11 protein-coding genes are annotated in these 12,938 nt (G+C 77.0%); all 11 read right to left on the minus strand.

Annotated elements, in window-relative coordinates:
• Nucleotides 1-77: 77 nt before the first annotated feature.
• The 11 genes from CLV34_RS00250 to CLV34_RS16190 all read right to left on the minus strand — a co-directional run bounded on the left by CLV34_RS00250 (nucleotide 78) and on the right by CLV34_RS16190 (nucleotide 11,731).
• Complete coding sequence (locus CLV34_RS00250; RefSeq protein WP_100348295.1) at nucleotides 78-1,184, minus strand: glycosyltransferase; 1,107 nt, start codon at nucleotides 1,182-1,184, stop codon at nucleotides 78-80.
• Nucleotides 1,181-2,881 (minus strand): murein biosynthesis integral membrane protein MurJ, encoded by a 1,701-nt coding sequence (gene murJ / locus CLV34_RS00255; RefSeq protein WP_100348296.1) that lies wholly within the window; start codon nucleotides 2,879-2,881, stop codon nucleotides 1,181-1,183. Before murJ ends, CLV34_RS00250 begins: the two co-directional genes overlap by 4 nt.
• Nucleotides 2,878-3,741, minus strand: coding sequence for a hypothetical protein (locus CLV34_RS00260; protein WP_100348297.1), 864 nt, complete (start codon nucleotides 3,739-3,741; stop codon nucleotides 2,878-2,880). The genes murJ and CLV34_RS00260 overlap by 4 nt, the downstream gene beginning before the upstream one ends.
• Nucleotides 3,738-4,733, minus strand: a complete 996-nt coding sequence (locus CLV34_RS00265; protein ID WP_157803629.1) for a copper transporter — start codon at nucleotides 4,731-4,733, stop codon at nucleotides 3,738-3,740. The genes CLV34_RS00260 and CLV34_RS00265 overlap by 4 nt, the downstream gene beginning before the upstream one ends.
• Nucleotides 4,734-4,814: 81 nt before the next feature.
• Nucleotides 4,815-5,996 (minus strand): putative cytokinetic ring protein SteA, encoded by a 1,182-nt coding sequence (steA, locus tag CLV34_RS00270; protein ID WP_100348299.1) that lies wholly within the window; start codon nucleotides 5,994-5,996, stop codon nucleotides 4,815-4,817.
• Between the two features lie 37 nt (nucleotides 5,997-6,033).
• Complete coding sequence (recN, locus tag CLV34_RS00275) at nucleotides 6,034-7,812, minus strand: DNA repair protein RecN (RefSeq protein ID WP_100348300.1); 1,779 nt, start codon at nucleotides 7,810-7,812, stop codon at nucleotides 6,034-6,036.
• A gap of 1 nt (nucleotide 7,813) precedes the next feature.
• A complete protein-coding gene (locus CLV34_RS00280; RefSeq protein ID WP_100348301.1) occupies nucleotides 7,814-8,713 on the minus strand; it encodes an NAD kinase in 900 nt (299 codons plus the stop codon).
• Complete coding sequence (locus CLV34_RS00285; protein ID WP_100348302.1) at nucleotides 8,710-9,741, minus strand: TlyA family RNA methyltransferase; 1,032 nt, start codon at nucleotides 9,739-9,741, stop codon at nucleotides 8,710-8,712. The genes CLV34_RS00280 and CLV34_RS00285 overlap by 4 nt, the downstream gene beginning before the upstream one ends.
• Nucleotides 9,734-9,910, minus strand: coding sequence for a hypothetical protein (locus CLV34_RS16185; protein WP_157803630.1), 177 nt, complete (start codon nucleotides 9,908-9,910; stop codon nucleotides 9,734-9,736). The genes CLV34_RS00285 and CLV34_RS16185 overlap by 8 nt, the downstream gene beginning before the upstream one ends.
• 127 nt (nucleotides 9,911-10,037) lie before the next feature.
• Nucleotides 10,038-11,054: an HAD-IIA family hydrolase gene (locus CLV34_RS00290; RefSeq protein ID WP_100348303.1), complete on the minus strand. Its 1,017-nt coding sequence runs from the start codon at nucleotides 11,052-11,054 to the stop codon at nucleotides 10,038-10,040.
• On the minus strand, nucleotides 11,051-11,731 hold the full coding sequence (locus CLV34_RS16190; RefSeq protein WP_157803631.1) for a hypothetical protein: 681 nt from the start codon (nucleotides 11,729-11,731) through the stop codon (nucleotides 11,051-11,053). The genes CLV34_RS00290 and CLV34_RS16190 overlap by 4 nt, the downstream gene beginning before the upstream one ends.
• Between the last annotated feature and the right edge of the window lie 1,207 nt (nucleotides 11,732-12,938).

The following is a 12,938-nucleotide window of genomic DNA, read 5'->3' on the forward strand; positions in this document are numbered from 1 at the left end:
GTGATCTGCCACGGAACTCCATCCTAACAGGCGCGGGCGGTGGCTGGTGCGGTGGCGGGTGCGCCGGCTGCCGTCGGTCAGGCGTGGCTCCCACGGTAGACCGCGTCGAGCTGGTCGGCGAGGTCCGCGCGCCGGGGCAGCGCGGCGGCGCGGCGCAGCGAGGCGGCGGCCCGCGCCGCCCGCTCGTCCGGGTCCGCGAGGAGCGTGCCGACGGCCGCCGCGAGCGCCTCGGCGCAGGTGCCGGGAGGGCCCGTCGGCACGAGCACGGCGGCGTCGCCCGTCACGGCCGCGGTGCCGCCCACGTCCGTCGCGACGACGGCGGCACCCGCACCCAGCGCCTCCTGGAGCCAGAGCGGCTGTCCCTCCCACCGCGCGGTCGAGACCACGACGTCGGCCGCCGCGAGCAGGTCGGGCACGTCGTCACGCGCCCCGAGCAGACGCACGGGCAGGTCGCGCGCGGTCACCTGTGCCGCCAGGTCGGCGCGCAGGGGCCCGTCGCCCGCGACGGCCCACACGAGCGGCATCGCGCACCGGGAGGCGGCGTCGAGCAGCACGTCGAGCCCCTTCTGCGGCGCGAGCCGCGCCACCGTCACCACGAGGCCCTGGTCGGCCCGCACGCCGAGCGCGTCCCGGACCTGCGCGGCCGACCGTCCCGGTCGCTCCCCCACGGCCGGGGCCGGGACGAGCGCGAGCGCGACGTCACGGGCGCCCCGGACGCGGGCGAGGTCCACCAGGTCCGGGCTGACCCCCAGCACGACGTCCGCACCCCGTGCGACGACGCGTTCCAGCACCGCGGACACGGTCCGCACGCCGCGCCCCCCGACGGGCAGGTTGTGCAGCGTCACGACGACACGGGGCCGCCGCGCGCGCAGGCCCACCGCGCCGAGGACGCTGAGCGCACCCGCCCGCAGGCCGTGCGCGTGCACCACGTCGGCGTCCCGGGCCAGGGCGCGCAGGCGGCGCAACGCCCCGACGTCGGAGCCCCGCGGGCGGTCCGCGATCTCGACGTCCACGACGTCCAGCGCCGCCCCCGCCGCCCCCGCCGCGGCGCGGACCGTCGGCGCGACCGACGCCGGCCCGGCGACCCGGACGCTCGTCCCGCGCTCCACGAGCACGTCCGCGACCTGACCGACGTGCCGTGCGACGCCGCCCGCGCTCGACCCGAGCACCTGCACGACCCTCATCGGACCTCCCCGCCCTGCGCGGCGGAGTCGTCGGGCTCGTCGGACGCGCCACGCGCCGACGACCGCCGCAGGCCGCCGAGCCCGCTGACGGTCCCCCGGTCTCCCACGAGGACGGCCGCGCCGACGACCGCCGCAGCCAGCAGCGCGCCGAGCGCCCCGACCGCGAGCGCCACGGGCCACCCCGGGTGCGCGGGCAGCAGGGCGTCGACGACGAGCAGCCCGAGCCCCGCCCCGACGACGGCGCCGCACCCGAGCACGAGCACGGTGCGGCCGGTGCCGCGCAGCGCGCCGGCCGGTGCGCTGCGGCGGACGGCGCGCAGCAGGAGGAGGCCCGCGACGGCCATGCCCAGGGAGCTCGCCGCGGCGACGCCCTCGAGCGTCGCCGCGGGGTCGGCCGCGTGCCGCACGAGCAGCGGGGGCAGCACGAGGGACGCGACGGCCGCGGTCCCCCAGCCCAGCACCGTGGCGCGGACCGCCGCCCGACCTTCGTCGAGCGTGTACAGGACCCGGGAGAGCTGGAAGATCAGCGCGTACCCGACGAGCCCCGGCGCGAGCCAGGCGACCGTGCCGGCCATGCCCGCGACGCTGCCCTTGGCGATCCGGACGAACACCGCCTCGACGGCCGGCGCGAGGGCCACGAGGGCCGCGGCGCCGACGACGCTCACGGCGAGGACCGCGCGCGTCGTTCCGCCGACGAGCCGCGCGAAGCCGGCGTGGTCGCCCGACGACGCCCGCTCCGCGATCCGCGGGAAGGCGCTCGTGGCGAGCGGCACGGCGAGCACCGCGTACGGCAGCAGGTAGACGGCCTGCGCGAGCTGGTAGACCGTCCAGGTGCCGTTGCCGCCCCAGTGCTGCGTCGACCAGAGCGCCGCGAGCGTGGCGACCTGCTGACCGACGACCGCGCCGACCCCCGCGAGCGCGAGGCGGCGTGCCCGGGCCGCCTGCCCGGCGGGGAACGAGAACGTCGGGCGCAGGCGCACGCCCGCGCGCCGTACGGGGATCAGCAACGGCAGGCACATGGCCGCGACCCCGGCGGTGGTGCCCCACGCGAGCCAGGCGAGGGCGGCATCCGACGTCCCGGCGACGTCCGCGGGGTCGGCGGTCAGGCGCCCGAACGCCAGGTAGGCGACGACCACGACGAGGCTCGACAGGATCGGCGCCGCGGCGGGCCAGAAGAAGCGCCGGTGCGCCTGCAGGACGCCGGACAGCACGACCCCGACCCCGTAGAGCGGGACCTGCACGGCGAACACGCGCACGAAGTACGTGGCGACGTCGGCCGTCGCGTCGTCGTGGATGCCCAGGACACCCGACACGATGGGCGGGGCGAGCACGAGCAGCAGCACCCCGAGGGGCACGAGCACGGCGACCGCCCAGGAGAGGAGCGCGGACGCCGACCGGTCGACGTCGAGACGCAGTCGTCGCGCTACCGGACCGGCGAGCAGCGGCACGACGACGCCGGCGAGCGCCCCGCCCGCCGCGACCTCGTACAGGATGTTCGGCAGCGCGTTCGCCGCCGCGTACGCGCCGCCCACGCCCTCGGTGCCCACCTGGTGCACCTGGACGACCTGGCGCGCGAACCCGAGCAGGCGGCTGACGATCGTGACGGCCGTGATGAGGAGGGCTGCGCCCGCGAGCGTCTGGCTCGCCGCGCGACGGGCGCCGGCGCGCTCGCGGGGCGCCGGTCCCGGCCGGCTCATGCCCGGCGTCCCCAGCGGTCGACGGCACGCAGCGCCGGGGTGCGGTCGATGACGGCGGAGAAGCTCACCCGCTCGGACGCCAGCGTCGCGGCCACCACGCCGGCGAGCAGCGCCAGCCGTGCGGGGCGGGGCAGCGCGAGCGCCGCCTGGGTGCCCACGAGCGCGCCGAGGGCGTTCGCTCCCCCGTCTCCGAGCATGTCACGCTCGCCGAGGTCGGCAGGGGCCGCCGCGGCCGCCGCCCCGCCGGCGACGCCCGTCAGGGCGCCGGCGCCGGTCACGCCCTGCGCGGCCGGGGTGAGCGCACCGCCCAGGCCGGCGAGCGCCGAGAGGACGACGGACGCCTTGAGCGCCCGTCCGGGACGCAGGTCGAGGAGGTTCACGAGGTTCGCGGTGCCCGCGACGAGCGCCGTGTCGACGACCACGTCGACGGCGCGGCCGGCCGCCGAGCGCGACCGGGGCGGGGCGACGCACGCCGCGACGAACGCCGAGGCGCCGATGCCGAGCACCTTGAGACCGCCGGTCGTGAGCCGTCCCTCCCGGAGCGCGCCGAGGTGCCCGCGCAGGCCCTTGGTGCGGGTCGTGGTGTCCTCGGCGAGGTCGTCGACGACACCGAGAGCGCCGGCGCCCGCGGTCGCGAGAGCCACGGCGGCACCGGCGCGACCGGGCGCCGCGACCAGCGCGCCGGCCGCGAGCCCGAGCGTGACGGCCGGACCCTCGAGCATGCTCACCGGCTCGCCGCGGTGGTTCGTCCGCGACCAGCGCGCACCGCCCGGCACGTCCGCGCGCGCCGCGAGCGACCGCGCCGCCCAGGTCGCCACCGCGGCGACCCCCGCACCCGCGAGACCGCGCCGCGCGCTCACTTGCCCGTCCCGGAGGGCGAGCTGTCGCGCGCCGGCGGCAGGGCCGGCACGGCCGCGGTCGCGCCGTCGTCGAACCCGTAGTGGCCCACGCTCCCGGCTGCCTGGTCGGCGAGCGCGAGCGCGACGCTGACCTGCCCGGACAGGGTGTCCGCACCGCTCACCGTGCTCACGACGACCTGCAGGTCGCCGTCGTCGCGGACCGCGGCCACCACGCCCGTCGGGTCGTCGGCCGGGCCGGCCACCACGGTGTCCGGCACCGCGGCGTGGGCCGCCGTGACGATCTCCAGCTCGCGGTCGCTCGTGTACGCCTGGGACTCGTCGGCGCCGGGGGTCGCGTCCGACGACTGCCCCTCCGGCGACCCGTCGAGGACGACGATCGCGTCCGCCGCGACGGTGGGCGTCCGTTCCACGTCGACGAGACCCGCGGACCGCAGCACCCCGAGCGTCGTGCGGGCCTGGTCGGACAGCGCGCCCCCGTCACCCGCGGGGTCGGCCGTCGAGACGGCGAGCGCGAGCGCCTGAGCCGCCTGCTGCGCGGACGTCCTGCCGGTGTCGATCGCGAGCCCCTCGGCCGCGAGCTCGGGCGCCGTCTCGTCGAGCGTCGTCGCGCCCGACGGGTCGGTCCACGTGCTCGTGACCTGGATGCGTCCACGCACCACGGCACCCGCCGTGCTGAGCTGCGTGGAGAGCGCCTTGAACTCGTCGTCCAGCCCGCTGCCGAGCTCGACGACCGTCACGTCCGCGCCGTCGAGCGTCCCGGAGAGCACCGCGGGCGCGAGCGCACCCACGACCGTCTCGCCGCGCTCCGACGCCGCCTGCTCCTGCTGCAGCTGCGCGCGCAGGTCCTCCTTCTCGGCCCGCAGGGCGGAGACCTGACCGCTGAGCTGGTCGCCGATGGACTCCTTGAGCGGGCCGGCGCCCAGGATGATGCCCACCGCGAGGGCGAGGAACACCGAGATCAGCGAGACGATGTGATAGCGGAAGTTGATCACTGACAGCCTTCAGGACGGGGTCGTGGCGAGCTCGTGGCTCGCCGGTTCAGGGGTACCGGACGGGCAGCGGTCGTGGGCGGCTCACCCGCCGAACAGCGAGCCGACCCAGGAGGTGAAGTCGTCGAGCCGCGCGCCGAGCAGACCGAGCAGCGTCTGCCCGGCAGCCGTGCACGCCAGGGCGGCGACGACGGCGAGCAGCCCGGCGAGCGACAGCAGGACGAGCTGGACGTTCGAGATCGTCGAGCGGTAGAGGCGCGAGACGCCCTTCGCGTCGACGAGCTTGGAGCCGACGCGCAGCCGGGTGAGGAACGTCGACGACATGCCGGCGCGCCCCTTGTCGAGGAACTCGACGAGCGTGGCGTGGGTGCCCACCGCGACGATGACCTCGGCACCCTTGTCGTCCGCGAGCAGCATCGCGACGTCCTCGCTCGTCCCGGTGGCCGGGAACACGACGGGCTCGACGCCCAGCTCGCGCACCCGGTCGAGGCCGGGGGCACGGCCGTCCCGGTACGCGTGCACGACGATCTCGGCGCCGCACGACAGCGCGCGGTCCGAGACGGAGTCCATGTCGCCGACGATGAGGTCCGGCTTGAACCCTCCGTCGAGGATCGCGTCGGCACCGCCGTCGACGCCGATGAGCACCGGCTTGTAGTCGCGGATGTAGGGTCGCAGGATCTGCAGGTCCTCGCGATAGTGGTAGCCACGCACGACGATCAGGACGTGCCGCCCGTCGATGTCGCTCGTGATGTCCGGGACGCCGATCCCGTCGAGCAGGAGCTCCTTCTCGCGGGTCAGGTACGTCATGGTGTTCTCGGCGAACGCCTCGAGCTCGGCCGACAGGCCCTCGCGCGCGACCTCGAGGGCCTCGCGCACGCTCTCCTCGTCCTGCTCCTGCCCTCGCGCGACCTCCTCGTCACCGCGCAGGACGACGCCGTCGACCACGCGGACCGAGGCTCCGTCGGGCAGGTCCATGATCGCGGGGCCGAGGCCGTCGACGAGCACGATGCCGGCCTGCACGAGCACCTCGGGACCGAGGTTGGGGTACCGGCCCGAGATGGAGCGCGCGGCGTTCAGCACGGCTGCGGGGCGCGCGGTGACGAGCGCGTCGGCGGCGACCCGGTCGATGTCCTCGTGGTCGATCACCGCGACGTCACCCGGCCGCAGCCTCTTCGTGAGCGCCTTGGTCCGCCGGTCGATGCGGGCCGGGCCCTGCACACCGTGTGTCTCAGGGCCCACCGGCGTCCTGCGCAGCGTGAGTCTCATCGGCCCCATCGTCCCACGTCGGGCCCCCCTCCCGCCGTCACCGTCCGACGACGCTCGTCTCGAGCAGCTCGGTGGCGTGCTGCAGCGCGGTCGACGAGTCCTCCTGGCCCGAGAGCATGCGGGCGAGCTCGCGCACCCGTTCGTCGCCCTCGACGCGCCGGACGCCCGACGCCGTCACCGGCGCCTCGCCGTCGTCGTCACCGCCCCGTCCGGCGCCGTCGCCCCGGCCGTCCGGCCCGGCCCCGGTGGCCGACGTCGTCCGCTTGACGACCACGACGTGGGCGTCGGCGAACGCCGCGACCTGCGGCAGGTGCGTCACGACGAGCACCTGGGCGACGCGGCCGAGCTCCGCGAGCCGGCGGCCCACCTCGACGGCGGCGCGTCCTCCGACGCCCGCGTCCACCTCGTCGAACACGAACGTGGGAAGGGGCCCGTCCGTGTGGGAGCGGGTCGCGAGCGCGACCTCGATCGCGAGCATCACGCGCGACAGCTCGCCGCCCGACGCGCCCTTGCCGAGGGGTCGGGCCGGCGCACCGGCGTGCGGCACGAGGAGGAGCTCGACGACGTCGGCGCCCGAGGGACCCGGCGCGTCCGCGGGGGCCACCGCGACCTCGAGGCGCGCGCCGCCCATGGCGAGGCCGGCGAGCTCGCCCGTGACGGCGTCGGCCAGCGCGGTCGCGGCATCACGGCGGCCCGCGGAGACCGCCGCGGCGAGCTCGACCACCTGCGCGTCGAGCTCCTCGACACGCGCGGCGAGCTCGTCGACCCGGGTGTCGTCGTCGCCGAGGTCGAGCAGCCGCAACCCGGACCGGCTCGCCCACGCCAGCACCTCGGCCACCGAGCCGCCGTGCGCCCGAGCGAGGCCGGTGAGCTCGGCGCGGCGCGCGTGGGCCGTCTCGAGCGCCGCCGGGTCGGCCTGGAGGTCCTGGACGTACGACGCGAGCTCGGCCGCGGCGTCGCCGAGCGCGAACGACGCCTCGTGCACCCGGCCCGCGAGCGCGCGGAGCGCGGCGTCCTGCGTGCCCGCCCCCTCGAGCGACCGGAAGGCGTGCTCGACGAGCGCCACGGCCCCCTCGGGGGCGTCGGCCTCCTCGCGGCCGCTGAGCGCGTCGTGCGCGACCTGGGCCGCAGCGCGGAGGTCCTCGACGTGCGTGAGCCGGCCGATCAGCCCGTCGAGCTCGTCGTCCTCGCCCTCGCGCGGGTCGACGCGCTCCACCTCGGCCAGGCCGAGCCGCAGCAGCTCCGCCTCGCGCGCCCGTTCGGCCCGCGCCCCCCGGATCTCCGCCAGCTCCGCGGCGGCGGCCGACCGCTCGGTCCACGCCGCCCGGTACGCGTCGAGGACCGCGAGGTGGTCCGGCCCGGCGAACGTGTCGAGCGCCGCGCGCTGCCGCGCGGGCGACCGCAGCCGCAGCTGGTCGGCCTGCCCGTGCACGGTCACCAGCTCCTCGGCGAGCTCGCCCAGCACCGCCTGCGGGACGGTGCGCCCGCCGACGTGCGCCCGCGAGCGCCCGCCCGCGGCCACCGTCCGCAGCACCACGACGCTCCCGTCGTCGTCCACCGAGCCGCCGGCGTCGTCGACCACTTGCGCCGCGCGCGAGCCGGGCGGCACCCCGAGGCTTCCCTCGACGACCGCCTGGTCGGCGCCCGGCCGGACGGCTCCCGCGTCCGCCTTGTTGCCCATGAGGAGCGAGAGCCCCGTGAGCAGCATCGTCTTGCCGGCGCCGGTCTCCCCCGTCACCACGGTGAGTCCCGGGCCGAGCTCGACCCGCGCGGACTCGATCACCCCGAGGTTCTCGATCGAGATCTCCTCCAGCACCTCAGTCCTCCTTCGCGGCGCGCTGACGCCAGCCGACCACCGGCAGCTTGAACTTGTCGACGAGACGGTCCGTGAACGGGGCGTCGTCGAGCCGGGCGAGCCGGACGGGCTCCGGACCCCGCCGGACCTCGACCCGTGACCCGCGCGGCAGGGGGACCGTCCGCCGGCCGTCGCACGTCAGCAGGCCCTCCGACGAGGCGCTCGGCAGGATCTCGAGCGCGAGGCTCGACGCCGGGCCCACGACGACGGGACGCGCGAACAGGGCGTGCGCCGCGAGCGGCACCATGAGCATCGCGTCGACGTCCGGCCACACGATGGGGCCGCCGCCGGAGAAGGCGTGCGCGGTCGACCCGGTCGCCGTCGCGAGGACCACGCCGTCGCACCCGAACGACGACAAGGGCCGGCCGTCGACCTCGAGCGCCACGTCGATCATCCGCGCGGGGTCGATCTTCTCGACGGTCGCCTCGTTGAGCGCCCAGCCGACCATCGGCTCGGCCCGCCCGGGGACCCGCACGGTGACGTCGAGCACGCCTCGCTCCTGGACCGAGTACGCGCCCGCCGCGAGCCGCTCGACCGTCCGGCGCAGGTCGCTGCGGTCGCTCTCGGCGAGGAACCCGACGTGGCCGAGGTTCACGCCGAGCAGCGGGACCTGCGTCCCGTGCGTCAGCTCGGCCGCCCGCAGGATCGTCCCGTCGCCTCCCAGCACGAGCACGACCTCGGCGTCGGCGACGCCCTCCTTCTCGCGCAGCACGTCGATCGGCTCGCCGAACGTCTCGGCGAGGTCGTCGTCGTGCAGCACGACCTCGAACCCGGCCGCGGCGAGCTCACGGACGGTCTCGTGCAGGACGTCGTGCGCCTCCGGGCGGCCGCCGTGGGCGACGATCACGACCTTGCGGCTCACGGGGCCTCCTTCAGGACGGTGCTGGGGGCTGGGGTGGAGACGGGACCGGGGACGGAGGTGGTGCGCTGACGAGCCCCGACGACGAACACCTCCGGCACGGGCGGCGGCGACCACGCGTCGTCCGGCGGCGCGACCGGCGTGGCCACGGCCGCGCGTGCCGCCGCGGCGACTTCGGCGGCGGCGACCGCGGCGTCGGCCTTCCCTGGACCGCTGCCCGACGACGGGAGCAGACGCAGCAGGAACTCCCGGTTGCCGTGCGGCCCGGGCAACGGGCTGGGCACCACGGCGACGGCGCGCAGCCCGACAGCGAGAGCGCTGCGGGCGACGCCCACCACCGCGTCGACCATGTGCTCGGGGTCGCGGACCACCCCGCCGGTGCCGAGCCGTTCGCGCCCCACCTCGAACTGCGGCTTGACCAGCAGCAGGACCGCGGCGTCCGGTCCGACGACGCGCGCCACGGCCGGGAGCACGTGCCCCAGCGAGATGAACGACAGGTCGCCGACGACGACGTCCACCGGGCCCGGCAGGTCGGCCGGCACGAGGTCGCGCGCGTTCGCGCCCTCGCGCACGTCCACGCGCGGGTCCTTCCGCAGCCGGTCGACGATCTGGTCGTGCCCGACGTCGAGCGCGACGACGCGCCGCGCACCGCGGCGCAGCAGGACGTCGGTGAAACCACCGGTCGACGCGCCGAGGTCCAGGCACGAGGCACCCTCGACCGGTACCGCGAGCGGGCCGGCCGGCGCCGCGGCCGGGTTGTCGGGCGCCGGGTGATCGGGCGCCGGGAACGCGCGGTCGAGCGCCCGGAGCGCACCTTCGAGCTTGTGCGCCGCCCGGGACGCGTAGGCGTCGTCCGACGCCGGACGGTCGACCGCGAGGTCCTCGTCGCCGTCCACGCGGTCGGCGGCGCGGCGCACGACCTGGCCCTGGCGGTGCACGAGCCCCGCCTCGACGAGCGCGACCGCTTCGCGCCGCGAGCGGGCCAGACCGCGGCGCACCAGCTCTGCGTCGACCCGCCCGGGCTCAGCCATCGGCGTCCACGAGGCGGCCCTGCAGCGCCGCCTGGACGCGCTCGAACACCGCGACCTGCTCGCCCGGGGAGAGCTCGGAGACGTCGCGCAGGGACTCGAGCTCACGGTCGACCACGGGGTCCCCCGAGCCGACGACCTGCTGGGCGTCGCCGCGCTCGTGCTCGTTCATGCCAGTCCCCCGAAGGTCGTGGCCGGGTCGGTGCCCGGCGTGGGCTCGCGTGCGTAGGTCGTCCGGTCGCGCCGGTCGGTCGACCGGCGGCACGGCTCGGCCAACGTTACAGGCCCTGACCCACGAGTCAGTCGGTCCGCACAGCGAACGTCGGCGCCGTGTCGCGGTCCAGCTCCTCGCCCGCGTCGACCGCGGCCCACGCCGCGACGCACGCGCAGCGCGCCAGGTCGACGTCCGGGTCGCCCGACAGGTCGAGCCGACCGTCCGCGACCCGTGCGGCCGCCCCGCCCAGCGTCCACCAGCCGTCCCGCTGCTCCGGCACCTCGTGCACGTCGTCGAGGGCACGCAGGTCGGCCCCGAGGTAGTCGGGGCGCTCGCCGGGGACGGCCAGCACCGCCTCGCGCACGCGGTGCACGCCCGTGAGGACGAGCAGACCGGGGTAGCCCGCGGAGCGCGCGCCCGCGAGGTCGGTGTCCAACCGATCTCCGATCACGAGCGGGCTCGACGCCTGCGCGCGGTCCACCGCGATCCGGTACATGTCCGGCTCCGGCTTGCCGGCACTGACCGGCTCCACCCCCGTCGCGGCGACCACGGCGGCCACGAGCGTGCCGTTGCCGGGCGCGGTGCCGCGCCCCGTCGGGATCGACAGGTCACGGTTGGTCGCGACGTGCCAGGCACCGCGCGCGACGGCGTACGACGCCTCCGCGAGGTCGGCCCACGACAGGTCGGGCGAGAAGCCCTGCACCACGGCGGCGGGCTCCTCGTCCGACGACGCCACCTCGACCAGCCCCGCCTCGCGGACCGCGGTGCGCAGCCCCGGACCCCCGACGACGAGGACCCGCGCCCCGGGCTCCAGCCGTCGGCGCAGCAGGGCCGCGCCCGCCTGCGCCGACGTGAAGACCTCGTCGGGACGCGTGGCCAGGCCGAGCCCGCTGAGCTGGTCGGCCACCGTCCCGGGCTCGCGCGACGCGTTGTTCGTCACGAACACGAGCCCCAGACCCGCGCCGCGCAGCCGCATGAGCGTCTCCGGGGCGTGCTCGACCGCGTGCGCCCCCCGGTACACCACGCCGTCGAGGTCGACGAGGGCCAGGTCGTGCTGGGCCGCCAGCGGGCCGGTGGACGCCCGGAGCGTCGACGTGGTCACGCGTCGGTCTCCTCGTCCCGTGCGGCGTCGTCCGCCCCGGGCGCCGCGGTGGGCTGGTCGGCGTCCGTCCGGGGGTCCGCGTCGGCGGGCTCGTCCTGCGCTCCGCTGTGCGACGCGCCGTGGTCCGCGTCGTCCGCGTCGTCCGCGTCGTCCGCGAGATCGAAGACGACGATCTCGTCGTCCTCGTCGTCATCCGGCGCGGCGACACCGAGCTGCGCGCGCAGCGCGGCTGCCGCAGCGGTGTCGCCCGACGCCTCGACGATCCCGATCCGAGCCTCGGCGATCCGCCGGAGCTGGTCGGCGTCGAGGCCCCGCTGGTCGATGCCGTCGAGCACTGCCGTCGCTGCCTCGAGCTGGGCCATGTCGAGCCGCGCCCCGCTCACGACGAGCGCGAGCTCGACCTTGCCGGCGCGCGTGAGCGTGTCGGCCTCGGGCGTCCGCGCGAGGTCGATCGCACGTTCCGGACGTCCCAGGCCGCGCTCGCAGTCCGCCATGACGGGCAGGTGCTCGGACGACCCGTTGAGTCGCCGCACGGTGCGCAGCTCGCGCAGCGCGTCGGCGTACCGACCGAGCTGGTACGCCGTGAGACCTGCGGCCTCGCGCACCACGTCGATGCGTCCGCCCCGGCGGACCGCCGCCTGGGCGTGCTCGTCAGCCAGCGCCGGGTCGGTGTCCATGAGGCGACCCGCCATGACGAGGTGTCGCGCGACCGTCTCCGCGTTGTCCTTCGTGAGCCCGCGCAGCCGACCACGCGCCGCACGGTCGAGCAGCGCACCGGTGACGTCGTCCGGCAGCGCGGGCTCGGCCGGACGGTCAGGGCGCGGCCCCCGGTGCTCGGGGCCTGGGCGCCCGTACCGGTCGTCGTTGCGGTCGTCGCGGGCACGGCCACGGTCGTCGCGGCCACCGGGTGCGCCGGGCCGTCCGTACCGGTCGTCGCGGCCACGGCCACGGTCGTCCCGGCCACCGGCTGCGCCGGGCCGTCCGCCCTGACGTGCCCCGCGCCCGTCGCCGCTGTCATAAGAACGCTGTCCACGGCCGTCAGGCCGGGAGCCGGTGCGGCGGTCGTCCCCGCGCGCGGGGCTGCGCTCGTCGCGACCGCGGTAGCCGCCGCCCGTCCGCGCACGCTCGCCGCCCTGACCGCCATTCGGACCGCTGCGCGGGCCGGCGCCCTGACCAGCACCACGCCGGTCCTGCCGGTCCCCGTTGGCCCCGCGCGACGACGAGCCGCCCGTCCCGCGCGCGGGTCCTCGCCCGGCTCGGTCTCCGGTGCCGTCGGAGCGGCGGTCGTCCCGCGCAGAGCCTCCACGGGCCCCGCGATCGCCGCTCGGGGGACGACGGTCGTCACGACGGTCCGCGCCGCCGCGGCCGAGACCCCCCGTGCCACCGTCGCGAGTGCCACCGTTGCGAGCGGGCGCTCCCGAGCGGTCCGAGAAATCCCTGCCCCGGCCGCCACCGGCGCCATAGCCGCCGCCCGAAGACCGCGGGGTGCTCGAGCGGCCTCCGGAGGCACCACGGCTTCCGTACCCGCCGGACGAACGGCGGTCCGCGCCGCGCGAACCGTCCCGCGATGAGTTGTCGCGCCGCTCCTGCGGTGCGTCGTGGGTGGGGTCGTCCTGCGTCATCAGCGGTCCTCACAGAAGTGGCACGTGGAAGACGCGCCGCGCGCGTCTCGAGAGGCGTGTCCCAGTTTCCCATGTTCCTCGCACGGCGGGCGCTACGCGCCACGAGGCCGCACCCCACGTCGCCCGCCGCGCACGCGGCTCGGGACGAGGTCGCCCGTGGAGACGCCGCGCGGCTCGGTGGACGGGCGGCGCGGCGGTGAAGGGTTCTGGATATGCCGCAGGCCACCCCCGGGGTCGGGGGTGGCCTGCAGTGAATGGGTGT

Origin of the sequence: Luteimicrobium subarcticum, assembly GCF_002798015.1 — a bacterium.
GTDB classification, from domain to species: Bacteria; Actinomycetota; Actinomycetes; order Actinomycetales; family Cellulomonadaceae; genus Luteimicrobium; species Luteimicrobium subarcticum.

Excerpts from the sequence above, each read along its gene's own strand:
- CLV34_RS00250 (WP_100348295.1), bottom strand. The coding sequence starts at position 1,184 with ATGAGGGTCGTGCAGGTGCTCGGGTCGAGCGCGGGCGGCGTCGCACGG.
- murJ (WP_100348296.1), bottom strand. The coding sequence starts at position 2,881 with ATGAGCCGGCCGGGACCGGCGCCCCGCGAGCGCGCCGGCGCCCGTCGC.
- steA (WP_100348299.1), bottom strand. The coding sequence starts at position 5,996 with ATGAGACTCACGCTGCGCAGGACGCCGGTGGGCCCTGAGACACACGGT.
- CLV34_RS00285 (WP_100348302.1), bottom strand. The coding sequence starts at position 9,741 with ATGGCTGAGCCCGGGCGGGTCGACGCAGAGCTGGTGCGCCGCGGTCTG.
- CLV34_RS16185 (WP_157803630.1), bottom strand. The coding sequence starts at position 9,910 with ATGAACGAGCACGAGCGCGGCGACGCCCAGCAGGTCGTCGGCTCGGGG.
- CLV34_RS16190 (WP_157803631.1), bottom strand. The coding sequence starts at position 11,731 with ATGGACACCGACCCGGCGCTGGCTGACGAGCACGCCCAGGCGGCGGTC.